This is a genomic window from Candidatus Peregrinibacteria bacterium (assembly GCA_016220175.1).
GTDB lineage: Bacteria > Patescibacteriota > Gracilibacteria > CAIRYL01 > CAIRYL01 > JACRHZ01.
The window spans coordinates 29,542-44,384 of sequence record JACRHZ010000069.1 but is presented as its reverse complement, the minus strand read 5'-3'; the positions used below and the strand labels follow the sequence as shown (position 1 = coordinate 44,384).

General features: G+C 38.7%; 13 protein-coding genes. 7 read left to right on the top strand and 6 right to left on the bottom strand.

Annotated elements, in window-relative coordinates; translation table 11 throughout:
• The first annotated feature begins 232 nt into the window (after window positions 1-232).
• On the top strand, window positions 233-1,756 hold the full coding sequence (locus HZA38_05715; GenBank protein ID MBI5414978.1) for a DUF4139 domain-containing protein: 1,524 nt from the start codon (window positions 233-235) through the stop codon (window positions 1,754-1,756).
• A 7-nt stretch (window positions 1,757-1,763) separates the two neighbouring features.
• Here HZA38_05715 and HZA38_05710 read toward each other — a convergent pair whose 3' ends face one another.
• The 6 genes from HZA38_05710 to HZA38_05685 form a co-directional block, all read right to left on the bottom strand.
• On the bottom strand, window positions 1,764-2,648 hold the full coding sequence (locus HZA38_05710; protein ID MBI5414977.1) for a DUF2156 domain-containing protein: 885 nt from the start codon (window positions 2,646-2,648) through the stop codon (window positions 1,764-1,766).
• 62 nt (window positions 2,649-2,710) lie between these two features.
• The gene (locus tag HZA38_05705; protein ID MBI5414976.1) at window positions 2,711-3,397 is read right to left on the bottom strand and encodes an S-layer homology domain-containing protein; all 687 of its coding nucleotides are present in this window, start codon (window positions 3,395-3,397) and stop codon (window positions 2,711-2,713) included.
• Window positions 3,398-3,482: 85 nt separating this feature from the next.
• Window positions 3,483-3,851 (bottom strand): hypothetical protein, encoded by a 369-nt coding sequence (locus HZA38_05700; protein MBI5414975.1) that lies wholly within the window; start codon window positions 3,849-3,851, stop codon window positions 3,483-3,485.
• A 119-nt stretch (window positions 3,852-3,970) separates the two neighbouring features.
• Window positions 3,971-4,744, bottom strand: coding sequence for a hypothetical protein (locus HZA38_05695; protein ID MBI5414974.1), 774 nt, complete (start codon window positions 4,742-4,744; stop codon window positions 3,971-3,973).
• A gap of 154 nt (window positions 4,745-4,898) precedes the next feature.
• On the bottom strand, window positions 4,899-5,588 hold the full coding sequence (locus HZA38_05690; protein ID MBI5414973.1) for a hypothetical protein: 690 nt from the start codon (window positions 5,586-5,588) through the stop codon (window positions 4,899-4,901).
• Between the two features lie 5 nt (window positions 5,589-5,593).
• A complete protein-coding gene (locus HZA38_05685; GenBank protein ID MBI5414972.1) occupies window positions 5,594-7,135 on the bottom strand; it encodes a glycine--tRNA ligase in 1,542 nt (513 codons plus the stop codon).
• A 211-nt stretch (window positions 7,136-7,346) separates the two neighbouring features.
• Between HZA38_05685 and HZA38_05680 the strand changes: the two genes are divergently transcribed.
• The 6 genes from HZA38_05680 to HZA38_05655 all read left to right on the top strand — a co-directional run bounded on the left by HZA38_05680 (window position 7,347) and on the right by HZA38_05655 (window position 14,814).
• The gene (locus HZA38_05680; GenBank protein ID MBI5414971.1) at window positions 7,347-8,801 is read left to right on the top strand and encodes a tetratricopeptide repeat protein; all 1,455 of its coding nucleotides are present in this window, start codon (window positions 7,347-7,349) and stop codon (window positions 8,799-8,801) included.
• Window positions 8,802-8,969: 168 nt separating this feature from the next.
• Window positions 8,970-10,652 (top strand): hypothetical protein, encoded by a 1,683-nt coding sequence (locus HZA38_05675; GenBank protein MBI5414970.1) that lies wholly within the window; start codon window positions 8,970-8,972, stop codon window positions 10,650-10,652.
• Between the two features lie 83 nt (window positions 10,653-10,735).
• Window positions 10,736-12,400, top strand: a complete 1,665-nt coding sequence (locus HZA38_05670; GenBank protein ID MBI5414969.1) for a hypothetical protein — start codon at window positions 10,736-10,738, stop codon at window positions 12,398-12,400.
• A gap of 62 nt (window positions 12,401-12,462) precedes the next feature.
• On the top strand, window positions 12,463-12,792 hold the full coding sequence (locus tag HZA38_05665; protein MBI5414968.1) for a hypothetical protein: 330 nt from the start codon (window positions 12,463-12,465) through the stop codon (window positions 12,790-12,792).
• On the top strand, window positions 12,782-13,138 hold the full coding sequence (locus HZA38_05660) for a type II toxin-antitoxin system PemK/MazF family toxin (protein ID MBI5414967.1): 357 nt from the start codon (window positions 12,782-12,784) through the stop codon (window positions 13,136-13,138). Before HZA38_05665 ends, HZA38_05660 begins: the two co-directional genes overlap by 11 nt.
• A 17-nt stretch (window positions 13,139-13,155) precedes the next feature.
• Window positions 13,156-14,814 carry a zinc-ribbon domain containing protein gene (locus tag HZA38_05655; protein MBI5414966.1) on the top strand — a complete coding sequence of 553 codons (1,659 nt, stop codon included), beginning with the start codon at window positions 13,156-13,158 and terminating at the stop codon, window positions 14,812-14,814.
• Window positions 14,815-14,843 lie beyond the last annotated feature (29 nt).

Genomic DNA, 14,843 nt, shown 5'->3' with positions numbered 1-14,843 from the left:
TTTCTTATATGTTCTGCTTTGAATAGTATGACTGCTCTCGGAATGCCAAAAAGTTACAAAATAGTATGAAAACCTTAGAAAAAGAAAATTGCTCTTTCCTGAGTCTCTATATTATGATTTGTGCAACAAAGCCATCAGGAAGTAGGAATCAGGAATTAGGAATTAGGGAGAAATCTCTCTTCACTTCCGAAAATATTCCTCGTATAGTGGATGATGATTTTTCTCTCAGAAAATGAAAAAGCAAATTCTTACGTGGATAGCAGGAATTCTTGGAATCCTTGCGCTTTTTGGTATTTCCCTTCTTCTTCCAACAAAAACGCAAAATACGCGAACTATTCCGCGATATGAGCCGATTACATATGTGCATAAAACTACTACAGAAAAACCTTTGAATTTTTTCACAGAATTAGCAAGCGCTGATGCGGGGGAAAAAGAATCTGTTGCGCTCACGGTGTATAATGGTGATCTTGCACTCGTGAAAGAATATCGCGAAATTGATCTCAAGAAAGGTGCGAATCAGGTAAAATTTACAGATGTCCCCGAAGGAATTATGAGTTCTTCCGTTCTCTTTCAAGATCTTGCAAAAAATGTAGCATCGGTTTTTGATCAGACATTTTCATTTGATCTTGTCTCAAAGGAAAAACTTCTCGAAAAATATCTCGGAAAAAAGGTTTCGGTAAATGTCACAAGAGGCGATACTGTGCAAACGGTTTCAGGGACACTTCTTTCTTCTGACTGGGGGAATGTTGTGCTCCAAACAGAAGACAAAGTCATGGCCGTCAGTAATCCCGAAGATATTTCATTTGAAAAACTCCCCGATGGTCTTATTATCAAGCCAACACTTATTTGGACACTCTTTTCTCCTGAAGATGGGAAACACGAGACAGAAACGAGTTATCTCTCGACAGGATTTAGCTGGAAAGCTGATTATGTTGCAGAAGTGAATGAAAAAAATACTGAGATTTTTTTGAAGGGATGGACCACTCTTACAAATTCATCAGGAACAACATTTCCTGCGGCAAAACTTAAACTCGTTGCGGGGGAAGTGAATAGAGTTCAGCCTTTTTCCGGTGGATATGCGCCAATGGCAGACTATGGATATGCTGAAGAAAAGTTGATGGCGCCACAACCTGCCTTTGTTCAGGAAAATTTATTCGAATATCATCTTTATTCGCTCGATACTCCGACTGATATTCTCGCTCGAAGTGAAAAACAAATTTCTCTTCTCGAAATTCCAAGTGTCCCCGTGGAAAAGGAACTTGTTTATGATCCGCAAAAAGATGGTTCTCGTATTCGCGCAGAAATTTTCTTTGAAAATTCTGAAAAAAATAATATGGGAATGCCACTTCCTGCAGGAACAGCGAGAGTGTATCAAGCTGATTCCGAAGGATCACTTCAATTCATTGGTGAGGATAGTATCGATCACACTCCCAAAAACGAAGAAGTTCGATTATTTCTCGGAAACGTCTTTGACGTAACCGTGGAAAAAAGGGAGATGAATCGGAGAACTCAGGACAAACTTCTTCCCATTGGAAAAACATGTGAATTTGTGGAAGAAGAGGTAGAAGTCCACAATCGGAAAGATGAAAAAGTTTCAGTAACTATCTATGCAGATGAGTGGTGGGGAAATGAAATTGAAATCATAGGCAGCGATGCCTCTTGGGAAAAAGAAGAAGCGGGAAGATTTAAAACGAAAGCATTTCTCGGAGCGAATGAAGAAAAAATCGTGAAGTACACCATAAAGAGGTGTTGGTAAAATAAGTTCACGACTCCACTGCGTATTTTTTTACGAGAAATTCAGGATACCAACTTTCCTTTGCTTTTCTGAGTCCGGGAATTCCGAGATCGTCTTCACGATTGAGGTACGTAAAATTTTTCGGGAGAAATCGTGCGAATTCATGAAGGAGAAATGGAGAAATTCCGACATACTCATCATCCGATTTTTCGAATTGTTCCACAAAAGTACGTGTATTTAATGCTTCTCCGCAAGCAAATCCCACCATTTTTTTCTCCACAAAAACTGCAATTCCAGAGAGAAAAAGTGAGGAGAAAAAATCGAAGGCTCTGAGAAGCGAATTATGTTCTACCAAGAGAGAAACACTTTTTTTACGATGCTCAAACCATTCTTCTTCAAGGAGTCTTGCTTCGGGAATCATTTCTGAAGTGAGGAGTTTTACTTCGGGATGATATTCCAAAAATCGTTTTATAAAGTTTCTTTTTCCATCAAATTTTTTTCCGCGCAAATTACACAAATCTTCGATTTTATAAGCATAGTCAGAGGTGTCTCTTTCAAAAACATTCTTCACGTTTTGTGGTAGATTTTTGATAATCCCTTCATCAACATATTTCCATGAGTATTCCTCGATTTCAGGAAGGCGTTCTGTAAGAATTTCAGCAGGATCTGGACCAACTGGGGGAAGGAATTTTAAGAGTGGAGTTTCATCGCGAAAGGAGATGAGAAGATGGTTCTTATATTCACAAAATTTGAGATGATATATTTCCGCAAGGCAAAAAATATTTGCGAAAAGAAGATTCGAGATCTGAGGTGGATATTTTTGAAAATATTCAAGAAAAATTTTCCGATCCTCAAGAGAAACAGGACGAAGAAGTTTTTGAAGAAATTCAGGATGATGGAGCATGCGATTCATGAAAAATTCGATGGATGTATCAAATCCGAGGATATGAATTCATCGCAAGAGTTTTATGGCAACTAAATTGTTGCGAGGGAAAATACGTATTCTGCAGAGCGCTTATTTCCCACCGTATCGAGAACGTTGATTTCGAGGGTTCCTTCAGATTTCTTATACGCATTCACATATGCATCTCTGAGAGGTGTGAGATCAAACTCAAACGCCTGAGATCTTCCCGTTGTGCATGTTTTTTCTGATTTTTTGGGTGGCGTAATATAAAGATTCGCTCCTACGGGAACAGAGTCTATAAAGGTTCCATCCCATAAAATTTTGATGTCCAAACTGGAACACGCGATATACTCAACAATAAAGTTAAGTGTTTCACCACTCAGCGTCACTGAATTTTCTTTAACGGTAACAGGATGAAGAGTCTCAGTATTTGGGATGTTCTCCTGAACTTCTACTGTATTTTTAGGAGGTGGAGTTTGTGATTCTTTCACATTAATGGGAACGCTCGCAATTTTTTCGTCAACATATGTCATCATGCGATCAAGCATCACTGCAAGTTCCGCACGACTTACAGGATTCGCTGGACCAAAAGATCCATCGTTATATCCCTTGATAATTCCTTTTTCGGAAAGATTTAGAACGGATTCCTGAAACCAGTCATCACTACGAACATCAATAAAACCTTTTGAAACAGCGTAGACGGTAGGAATTGCCACGAGGAGCATTCCGAGGAGAAATGGGGGAAGAAATTTTTTCATAGGAAGGGAAAATATATACGTAAAAGAGTATACCATCATTTTTTGAAAATATGATATTTTTTCTCACGGGCAGAAATCGGGAATCTTATTTCCAAAGATCAAGCCATACTCCAGTGTAATGTACCACGACGTACAAAAAGAAAATATATCCGACAACTCCAAGAATTCCAGTTATGAGAATGGTGTTCAAAATGACATTTCTTTTGCGAATCGCTTCGCTCAAATTGCAAATTTTTTCTTTTTTCCAAAAATAGGAAATGAGAAAAATGAGGAGAAAAAGAATTCCAATACCTCGGAAAATCCATTTGTATTCGCCATAAAGTGTATCTGCAAGTGAAGAAGCAAAAGAAACTGTGCTCACTCCGAGCAGAACGAGGAGCACGGGGGAAAGGCAGCAGAGTGAGGCGAGTATGATCGGAGCACCAGTGATTTTGAGAATTTCTTTAAACTTCATTTCATCGAAAATAATACCATTTTTGTCCGAAATTCAAAATATGTTTTGTGATATAAATTCCAAATTTAACAAGAGTCACCCGTCTTCGGGTGACCTTTGGGTCGCCCTCTTTTGAGGGTTCAACTCTTATTTTGTAGTTTGCTCAATAAGTAAGCTCTTGCAAACGTCCATTTTCTTTCGATTTCCTGCTCAGAAAGTTCGAGAGCTTCTGCTATTTTTTTTGAAGATAATTGGAAGAAATATTTGAGATCAACAATTTTCGTCATATCGGGATAGTGCTCAGACATCTCATCTGTGGCTGCACTAAGCTCAGAAGATCTTCTTATATCATCTGGGCGCAAAGCTTTATATTCTGCATCTGGAAGTGGAGATTCTTTGTTCAATCTCTTCGCATATTCTGCGAGATAATACCGCAATAATCTTGCTGCAATAGTCAGGAAGTAGGGATCATCCGGGTTAGCTCCAGTTTGGGTGCATGCTTTAGTGAACATCTCATAATTTGATGTTCTCTGTGATCCTGCTTTTTTCTGTTCTGCCACCTTCTTCATTTCTTCTGAAAATATTTGTTCTATTGTTCTTAAAAATTCGTCAATGATTGATGGGTTTATTTGATTAATCCCTAGTGTTTGCCTGAGATCTCGCTCTAGATCTCCTCGTATTCTATCTTTTGCAGCCGCAAACACTCCAGGTCTTCGTTCTTGCTCTCGCTTTTGCTTCATAAGCTTTTCATAGTACTCAGAAAATTCCGAGTCAGGTGTAAATGCTAATACCTGAGCTCTACGGTCTTCTTCTGGTGTAAGTTTTAGTGGATCTTCAACGAATCTTTTCACAAGATCGAAGTCTTTTTGATCATCGCTATCTAACGGCCCAGAGGTAGGGGTATCTGTACTCATGAGGGCATTATAGCATGTCTGATTTTTTTATCAAGTTCTTGTCCTTCATCGGAGTCTCTCGCAGAGGACTACGATGCTTATTCATCTCCGAACAGGAGCACGTTTACAAACGTGCTCCTGAATTAGCGGAGGGGCAGCTCCCGCTAAAAGGGACCTACCATTTGATTTTTATTTCTAACTTTTTTTTCTCATTTTCAAATCCAATAACTTTCGGATGTCTATTTTCTGGATTATCTATTGTGTCGTTAAAAAATAATGTTATTTCTAAAGGCATAAAAACTAGAGATACACCCCATAAATTTTCATTGGAGAGGTCACGTATAAAATCAATTTTCATATGATCTTTTTCCGGAACGGTATATGTGATTCTTTGATGAATATATGAAAGATTAAAAAATGGTGGCCATTTTTTAAAATCGAATAGTATCTTTACCCATTCATAAGGAACATTTCTATGATGACCTCCCCAAATGCCAGATGCTATTGCTCCGCACGCAAGTTTTAGCATCCATTTTTGAATATCTCGCCCGTTATGTTCAAATTTTAAATGCTCTGTGGATATGCTTCCTTGTATTCCTCCTCTAGTACAAGTGTATATCGTTTCAAAAAAACTACCACCAGCATTGTCTAGTTTGGATAGCTGATTATTATGTTTCACGCACAAAACATTTGCAGTAAGAGCTTTCTTCGCCAAAAATTTTTTCTCTTTTTGCCAAGGCATCCCTGTAACATAACATAGTTCTCCCATTAGTAAATTTAGAATCTTTTCGGATATATAATGCTCTTGTGACATTTTATCACTACATTCCCCAATACAATTGGCGTAACATTTATGCTGTTTCATATTTGTTATAAACAATATCTCTCCCTCAAAAACTCCAAAAGTTCAGAAATCTTCACCCTTTCCTGCTGCATCGAATCTCGATCTCGCACCGTCACAGATTCATCTTTCAAGCTGTCGTAATCAATCGTCACGCACGCTGGCGTTCCAATTTCATCATGTCTTCGATAGCGTTTTCCCACCGATCCGGTTTCATCATATTCCACATTTCCAAGTGATCTCAGTTGCTGAATTACTTCTCTCGCTTTTTCAGGAAGTCCATCTTTTTTCATAAGCGGAAAAACCGCAACTTTTACCGGAGCAATTCTTGGCAAAAATTTCATTACCACGCGTTCTTCTTGAGAATCAACCTTGGCAGAATCTCCTTCCGCTTGCAACTTGTCACTTGCAACTTTTTCTCTTGTATACGCGTCCAGCAGAATCGCTAAAAGTGGACGACCAACTCCAATGCTCGGTTCGATGACATGTGGAATAAATTTTCGACCACTTTCTTCATCGCGATATTCCATATTTTCCCCAGAAAAATTTTGGTGCTGCGTCAGATCATACGCCGTTCTGTACGCTCCAGCGGCGCAAAGTTCGCTCCATCCAAACGGAAAATTGTATTCAATGTCAGTCGTTCCTTTGGAATAGTGCGAAAGCTCTTCTTTGCTGTGATCGTGCATTCTCACATTCTCGGAATTAATTCCGAGAGTTTTCGTGACAAATTCAACCACCGAACTTTTCCATCCTTCCCACACATTTCGCCAATCGTCTTTTTCTGGATCGAAAAAATATTCGATTTCCATTTGTTCAAATTCTCTCGTTCGGAAAATAAAATTCCCTGGTGTAATTTCATTTCGGAATGCCTTTCCGATTTGTGCGATTCCAAACGGAAGTTTTTTTCGCGTCGTACGCTGCACATTCACAAAATTCACAAAAATTCCCTGCGCGGTTTCGGGCCGAAGATAAATATCCGCGCCTTCATCTTCAATCACTCCCTGTTTTGTTTTAAACATGAGATTAAAATTTCTCGCTTCAGAGAAATCTTTCGCACTGCAATCGGGACATTCTACGCCCATATCCTTAATTGCTTTGTAGAGGATGCTCAAATTCACGCCATCGAGAGATTTTGCCTCTCCTTTCTTGAAATCCACCAAATTTTGCATCAAAAATTTTGCCTCCGTTGTACTCATTGTCGTCGGAGTCTTGTCGTTCAAAAGATCATTCAGATGCGCTTTTACCCATTCAAAGAGCAATTTGTCCGCTCGATGCCGTGTTTTACATTTTTTGCAATCAATAAGCGGATCAGAAAAACTTCCCACATGCCCACTCGCTTCCCACACTTTTGGATTCATAAGAATCGCCGCATCAATTCCGACAATATCTTCGCGTCCATACACAAAAAACTCCCAAAATGCTTTTTTGATGTTATTCGCGAGTTCGACGCCAAGGGGACCGTAATCCCACGAATTCGCAAGTCCTCCGTAAATTTCAGACCCGGGGAAAATAAATCCTCTGCTTTTGCAGAGAGCGGTGAGTTCGTCCATAGAAACTTTCTGGTCGGGCATGGGGAAGTGTCAAAATTGGCTGTATTGTAAAGTACAAAGTACAAAATACAAAGTACAAAAAAAGAAAAAGTTTTGTATTTTGTGCTTTGTACTTTGTGCTTTGTGTTTTGTGCTTTTTTTGTCAGAATGTCTTTGTGTTTCTCGTCGTTCTTCATTCGTCATTCCTAACCTAATTCCTAATTCCTAATTCCTGATTCCTAATTCCTTTCCTATGAACCGATTTGCCAGTGTATTCTTCGCATTTGCCCTCGCGTTTTTTCTTGTGGGCACTGCACGATTTTTTTTCCCGCAGTGGTTTCAGGGCGGAATTTTAGATTTCTCCTCTTATTATTCAAATACTTCTGAAAATGTCGATCCGAATTCTGAAAATACAGAAAAAGAAAATTCTCCAAAAACCGCAGAAGAACGATTTTTGGAAGAAACTCCTGACGACGAAGTGAAGCTTTTTGAAAGAGCTCAACAATTTTATTCTCACGGAGCTCTCTCCCTTGCAGAAAACGATCTCGGAATTCTTATCGAAAAAAATTCAAAACACAAAGAAGCTTTTGTGATGCTCATTAAACTTCAAGTACAAATTAAAGATTTCGCTGCAGCCGAAACTACTGCAGAGAAAGCTCTCAAGGGAAACTTTGCAAATGATTCAGAATTTATAGTTCTTCTCGGCGATCTCTACCTGCAGCAGGCGAAAGTAGAAAAGGCGAGAGAAACGTTCCTCACACTTCCAGAGAATTCTTCTGAACGGAATTTCTTTCTCGGCCTTATCGCTCTCTATGATGGAAAATACGATGAGGCGGAAAACATGATTCAAAAAACGACAGATGCTTCCAAATACAAAACCAGAAGCGATATTCTTCTCGCGGCGTTTAAGGAATTTTCGCTCTTTCCCGATGGGAGCCCACTTCATCGTGATGTTTTGCTCGCCAAAGCGCTCAATGAAGTCGAGCAATTTGAGCTCTCGCTTGCGCTCTCAAAAAAAGTACTCGTAGAAAATCCGGGATATAGAGATGCGTGGATCGTGAATGGATATTCTTATCTTGCGCTCCGAAGACCTGAGTTTGCACAAAATGCTTTCGAGCAGGCATATGAAATTGATCCCGCAAATACGTTTGCATCGTATTTTCTGGGAATTGCGTACAAAAAATTACGAGATTATGATCGCGCACTCAGTTTTTTTGACCGAGCGCTCAAAAATGGATTCGAGCCTCCTCAAGAAGTGATGAGCGAAATTGCAGACATTTATTATCTTCAGGGAAATTACGAACTCGCTTTTCAGGAATATGAGGATATGCTTAAAAAATTTGGAGGAACAGAGGAAGAATTCGTTCGCCCGATGAATATTGTTCTCACTTTTTTACAAAAACCGGAAATGGGAATTCTCCTCGGAAATCTCGCTATAGAGAGTCATCCGACTGATCCGATGTCCTTCAATTTACGAGGATGGGCGTATCTTGAAAATGGGAATTTAGAACTTTCGGAAAAAGATCTCCAAAAATCTCTTGCTCTTGATGCCAACTTTGTACCTGCAAAACTCAATATGGGAATTTTGAGAGAAAAACAAGGACGGCTTGAGGAAGCCCTCGATCTGTATGAATACGTGTATAAAGCGGATCCACTGAGTGCGATTGGAGAAAAAGCGGTGGAGAAGTATAATGCGCTGCTGAAGTAGGGAACAATGTAAAATGCGAAATGTAAAATGTAAAAATAAGTTCTAAATAGTAATGTTTAAAAATTAGGATTTAAGATTTATTTTTACATTTTTCCTTCTATATTCTACATTTTTGCCGTCTTCTCCAAATTTCCACCAACACATCTTTCAGCCTCTCAAAAAATCAGAATGAAAAAATGTGTCAATTGTTCGGCATCATTTCAGGTTTCCCCGGAAGATGAAAAATTCCTCGAAAATATTTCGCCAGTTTTTGGAGGAAAGAAATATTTGATTCCATCTCCAACATTTTGTCCGGATTGTCGGCAGCAACGAAGACTCGCATTTCGCAATGAACGCAGTTTATTTCGAAGAAAATGTGATTTTTCCGGAAAGCCGATTGTCTCCATTTATCATCCAGAAAATCCAATGAAGGTGTATGCGCATGAAATCTGGTGGAGTGAGGAATGGGATGCGCTGAGCTACGGAAGAAATTTTGATTTTTCTCGTTCATTTTTCGATCAGATGAAAGAATTGATTTTTGACGTTCCCCGAATGAACCTCTCTGCTTTCTCCAATGAAAATAGTGAATATGTTCATCTCTCCGCATTCAATAAAAATTGTTATCTTGTTTTTGCCGGAGAATATAATGAGGATTCGATGTATTCAGAACACATCATTCGTTCGAGTTTTTGTTTTGATGGAACAGAGGTTTCCGATTGCCATTTTTGTTATGACTGCGTGAATATAGAAAATTCATATCAGGTGTTTTTTTCCCAAAGCCTCAGAAACTGTTCCGATTCATTTTATCTCGCCAATTGTCAGGGGTGTAATGACTGCATCATGTGTTCCAATCTGGTGCAAAAGAGCTATTGCATCAAAAATGTAAAATATTCAAAAGAGGAATATCAGAAGCGAAAAGAAGAATTTCTTCAGCGTCTTTTCGAAGACAGAAAGGGGACTGATGCCGAATTTGCAGAATTCAAATTGAGCCAAATTCAAAGAGCGAGTCATAATTTAAACTCAGAAAGTTGCATTGGAGATTACTTGGTTTCTTGTAAAAATTGTACAGAAAGTTTCGATTGCGTTTCAAGTGAAGACTGTAGATTCACTTACGCTGGATTCAATGTAAAAGATCTTTTGGATGTGACGAATACGACAGAAAATGAACTTGCGTACGATTCGATCAGTGTTGGATATAGGAGTTATAACACCATTTTTACCCAAGGAGCATGGACGTCATCATCAAATATTCTGTATTCGTATGAATGTCATGCTTCTCAAAATTGTTTCGGATGCGTTGGACTCAAAAATAAAAGATACTGTATTTTGAATACACAATATTCAAAAGAAGAATATGAAAATCTCGTTCCCAGAATCATAGATCATATGAAAAAAATCGGCGAATTTGGAGAGTTCTTCCCCGTATCTCTTTCGCCATTTGCCTACAATGAAACCATTGCTCAGCAGCATTTTCCGTTATCAAAAGAAGAAGTTACTCAAAAAAATTGGCTGTGGAGAGAGGAAGAAATACCAGATTTTTCTGGCGTGAAGAAAAAAATCCCCGCATCGAAACTTCCATGTCATATTTCAGAAATTCCCGATGACATTTTGAATTGGGCGATCATTTGTGAAGAATCCGAAAAACCATTTAAAATCCAAAAAGCGGAACTCGAATTCTATCGAAAAATGAATTTACCCATTCCGCATTTTCATCCTGATGTTCGATATAAACACCGAATGGCGCTCAGAAATCCGAGAAAGCTATGGAATCGAAATTGTACGAAATGCCAGAAAGAAATGGAGACGACGTACGCACCGGAAAGACCGGAGATGGTGTATTGTGAGGAGTGTTATTTGAAAGAAGTGTACTAAATCGTCTATCATGAAAGCGACACGGTCGTTCGAGACCCTGAAGGGTCCTCAGACCCGATGGACGCCGTGTCGCTTTCCGGAACATGCACAAAACCTGCAAAAATTGCTTGGCATCATTCGAAATTTTTCCCGAAGATCAGGAGTTTTATAAGAAAATGAAAGTTCTGGAGCCGATACTCTGTTCTCTTTGTCGGATGCAACGTCGTCTTGGGTATCGAAAAGAACGGTATCTATTTCGTCGTAAGTGTGACTTCACGGGAAAAGAGATTATTTCTCAATTTCCCGTAGATACACCTTTTCCCGTATATGGAAATGATGTGTGGTGGAGTGACGCGTGGAATCCACTTAAATTCGGACGATCACTTGATTTTTCGCGGCCATTTTTTGAACAATTTTTTGAACTTCGTGATACTATTCCTCGTTCTGCACTGCAACAACAAAGACCAATGGAAAACAGTGAATATTGTAATTGCGCGAGCCTTAATAAGAATTGTTACCTCGTATTTTCCACAAATCATTCTGAAGATTGCTCTTACGGTTCATGGGTAAACTATTCAAAAAACTGCATCGATAATCTTAGTATTGATCGATGCGAACTCTGTTATGAATGTATAGGCTGCAAAAATTGTTACAATTTGCGATATTGTCGAGACTCATACGGTTGTCGTGACTCTTTTTTTCTGCGAAATTGCACGGAGTGCCGCAATTGCTTTGGCTGCAGCAATCAAATTCACAAAGAATACATGGTACTTAATGAGCAAAAGACGAAGGAGGAATATGAAAAGTTTCTCAAAAGTGTCCACACGGGAAGTTCCCGAGAAATGTCAGTAGCAAAAAAAAGAATTGATGGGGTTTTGAAAGATCTCATTGTCAAAGAATTTCATGGACTTAGTGTTTATAGTTCGACCGGTGATTATTTAAATAATTGCAAAAATTGTTTTCTGTGTTACGAATGCACGAATTCAGAAGATCTGCGATATTCCGTCTGTCTCCAGAGTAGTAAAAACTCAATGGACTACAACTATTGGGGTCAAAATGCAGAGTGGATCTATGAATGCCATGCATGTGGATATGATGTCTATAATCTCAGATTTTGTAATCTTTGCTGGTCTGGTTCTCATGATCTCACGTATTCAGATCATTGTTTTTCAACAAAAAATTGTTTCGGATGCGTTGGACTCAAAAGAGAAGAATATTGCATTTTGAATAAAAAATACTCAAAGAAAGAATATGAAGAGATTATTCCCAAAATTATCGAGCACATGAAACAAACTGGAGAATGGGGTGAATTTTTTCCTGTTGAAATGTCACCATTCGCCTACAACGAAACTGTCGCACAGGAATATTTTCCGATGACAAAAGAAGAAGTTTTACAAAAAGGTTGGAAATGGAAAGAAGAGGAAAAATTTGATGCGTCGGGAATTATGAAAAAAATTCCCGCATCAAAACTTCCTGATTCGATCACCGATATTCCAGATGATATTTTGAATTGTGCAATAGAATGTGAAGAATCTGGAAAACGATTTAAAATTCAAAAAGCAGAACTGGAATTCTATCGAAAAATGAATTTGCCGATTCCACATTTTCATCCTGACATTCGACACGCGCATCGCATGGCGCTCAGGAATCCGAGAAAGCTATGGAATCGAAATTGTGCGAAATGTCAGAAGGAGATTCAGACGACGTACTCACCGGAAAGGCCGGAAATTGTGTACTGCGAAGAATGTTATTTGAAAGAAGTGTATTGAAGGCGACGATCGCATCGTCGCTCACGTGCGCGAATATGGATTCGCGCTTTCCGGTGTAGTTCTTGACAATTGGAGACCCAATTGGGTACAATGGTGGTATGAAGACTTCAAATACAATTCGTCCCACAAATCTCCAGCCGAGGCTCTATCGGGAAATAAAGCGCCTTGCGAAGACGGATGACTATATTGTTATTGTGAATCAGGAGAATGAGCCCGTATGCGTCCTCGCCGGATACTCCCTGATAAAAGATATTGAATTAGAAAAAAGAAAGAAGGAAAAGATGAAAACAGGAAAAACCCTTGCAGATCAAATAGAAGAATACTACCAGAACATTCCTCAGGATGAGAAAGATATTATGGACTCTGGCATTGAAGATCTCTATGAATATTAAGTACGGAGATATCGTAGTTGCCGATTTTGCGCCTCAAATAGGGGCTGAAATCACAAAAAAGAGACCTGCTCTGGTCGTTTCTCGCAATGAAATTAACGTGAAAGGACCACTCTGCATCCTAATTCCCATCACGGGAAATGTCCAAAAAATGTTGCCCTTTCACATTTTTGTGAAGGCATCAGAAAAGAATGGACTTCTTTGTAATTCTAAGGCTGTTCCTGAACAAATTAAATCTTTTGATAAACGGCGAATCCTGAAAAAAATAGGAAGGCTGGAACAAAAATACCTACAGGAAATTCAAAATTCTACGGCATTTGTACTCAATCAGGAAATCGCTCATACGTAATTTATAACCGCTTAAAAATGAATACCTGTAAAAATTGCTCGGCAGAATTCGAAATTTTCTCTGAAGATCAGGAATTTTATAAAAAAATGGAAGTGCCAGAGCCGACATATTGTCCGGATTGTAGAGCTCAAAAAAGAATGGCATTTCGAAATGAAAAAACTTTATATAAAAGAAAGTGCGATTTGTGTGAGAAGAAAATTGTTTCCCTGTACTCATCCGACAAACCATTTCCTGTGTATTGTCCGGAATGTTATTTCAGCGACGCATGGGATGGACTTTCCTACGGACAAAAGTTTGATGAAAAAATTCCTTTTTTTGAACAATTTTCAGAACTTCTGCAAAAAGTCCCACGGCTTGCTATCATGAACAAACAGTCTGAAAACAGCGAGTATTGTAATTATTCTTTTGCCAATAAAAATTGCTATCTTACGTTTGGGAATCATTATGAAGAAGACTCCGTGTATGGAAGATACTCCACGAAAAACAAAAACTGTATGGATTATTTGTGGTTATACGGTTCTGAACTCTGTTACGAATGCTCATTTTCAAAAAGTTGTTATGAATGTGTGTATGTACATCACTCAGAGAATTCTCAAAATTGCTTCTTTTCTGTAGAACTCAAAGATTGTAAAAATTGTTTTTTTTGTTCCAATCTCAGACACAAAGAATATTGTATTTTGAACAAACAGTATTCAAAAGAGGAATATTCTCTAAAATTGAAAGAATTCAATTTGAATAATTTTCAGGGGTTCGCAAAGGCACGAAATTTTTTTGTAACGGAATTGAGAGCACAATTTCCATTTCGCGCACTATACCAAGTCAATACTGAAAATTCGACAGGAGATAATTTAGAAAACTGTAAAAATGTTCAAAATTCTTTTGACTGTACAAATTGTGAAGATGTCGCATATTCTCAGCAAATTGATGAAACGTACAGTTCCATGGACATGACATGCATGGGATATGATCGCGGCGAAGTGTGTTATCAAACTATTGGATGCACGGCAACATCATTTTCCATGTCCTGCGATTCGTGCTGGCAAGACCATAATTTGCTGTATTCGAACTTATGTTTCTCTTCAAATAATCTTTTGGGATGTATTTCTCTGAACCACAAACAATATTGTATTTTGAATACTGAGTATTCGAAAGAAGAATATTCTTCCCTCTTGGACAAAATTCGCCACCAAATGGAGCAGGAAAAATCGTGGGGAGAATTTTTCCCTCCGGAGACTTCTCCTTTTGGATACAATGAAACAATCGCACAAGAATATTTCCCGATGACAAAAGAAAATGTGGGATCGAAGGGATGGAACTGGAAAGACATCGAAAAGCCAGATTTTTCAGATGTGACAAAAAAAATCCCTGCGTCCAAACTTCCTGATTCAATTACAGATATTCCCGATGATATTTTGAACTGGGCAATTATCTGCGAAGAATCGGGAAAACTTTTCAAGATCCAGAAAGCAGAACTTGAATTTTATCAAAAAATGAATTTGCCGATTCCCCACTATCATCCAGACATTCGACATGCGCATCGAATGAAACTCAGAAATCCACTAAGACTTTGCAACCGAAATTGCATGAGATGTCAGAAAGAGATTCAGACGACGTATGCGCCGGAACGTCCGGAAATTGTGTATTGTGAGACTTGCTACCTTGCAGAAGTGTATTGAAAATAATGTAGAGACGTAGCATGCTACGT

What these genes read in the sequence shown, in the direction of transcription:
- HZA38_05675 (MBI5414970.1), top strand. Translation starts at nt 8,970, where the DNA reads ATGAAAAAATGTGTCAATTGTTCGGCATCATTTCAGGTTTCCCCGGAA.
- HZA38_05700 (MBI5414975.1), bottom strand. Translation starts at nt 3,851, where the DNA reads ATGAAGTTTAAAGAAATTCTCAAAATCACTGGTGCTCCGATCATACTC.
- HZA38_05690 (MBI5414973.1), bottom strand. Translation starts at nt 5,588, where the DNA reads ATGAAACAGCATAAATGTTACGCCAATTGTATTGGGGAATGTAGTGAT.
- HZA38_05710 (MBI5414977.1), bottom strand. Translation starts at nt 2,648, where the DNA reads ATGAATCGCATGCTCCATCATCCTGAATTTCTTCAAAAACTTCTTCGT.
- HZA38_05705 (MBI5414976.1), bottom strand. Translation starts at nt 3,397, where the DNA reads ATGAAAAAATTTCTTCCCCCATTTCTCCTCGGAATGCTCCTCGTGGCA.
- HZA38_05655 (MBI5414966.1), top strand. Translation starts at nt 13,156, where the DNA reads ATGAATACCTGTAAAAATTGCTCGGCAGAATTCGAAATTTTCTCTGAA.
- HZA38_05660 (MBI5414967.1), top strand. Translation starts at nt 12,782, where the DNA reads ATGAATATTAAGTACGGAGATATCGTAGTTGCCGATTTTGCGCCTCAA.
- HZA38_05685 (MBI5414972.1), bottom strand. Translation starts at nt 7,135, where the DNA reads ATGCCCGACCAGAAAGTTTCTATGGACGAACTCACCGCTCTCTGCAAA.
- HZA38_05695 (MBI5414974.1), bottom strand. Translation starts at nt 4,744, where the DNA reads ATGAGTACAGATACCCCTACCTCTGGGCCGTTAGATAGCGATGATCAA.
- HZA38_05715 (MBI5414978.1), top strand. Translation starts at nt 233, where the DNA reads ATGAAAAAGCAAATTCTTACGTGGATAGCAGGAATTCTTGGAATCCTT.
- HZA38_05680 (MBI5414971.1), top strand. Translation starts at nt 7,347, where the DNA reads ATGAACCGATTTGCCAGTGTATTCTTCGCATTTGCCCTCGCGTTTTTT.
- HZA38_05670 (MBI5414969.1), top strand. Translation starts at nt 10,736, where the DNA reads ATGCACAAAACCTGCAAAAATTGCTTGGCATCATTCGAAATTTTTCCC.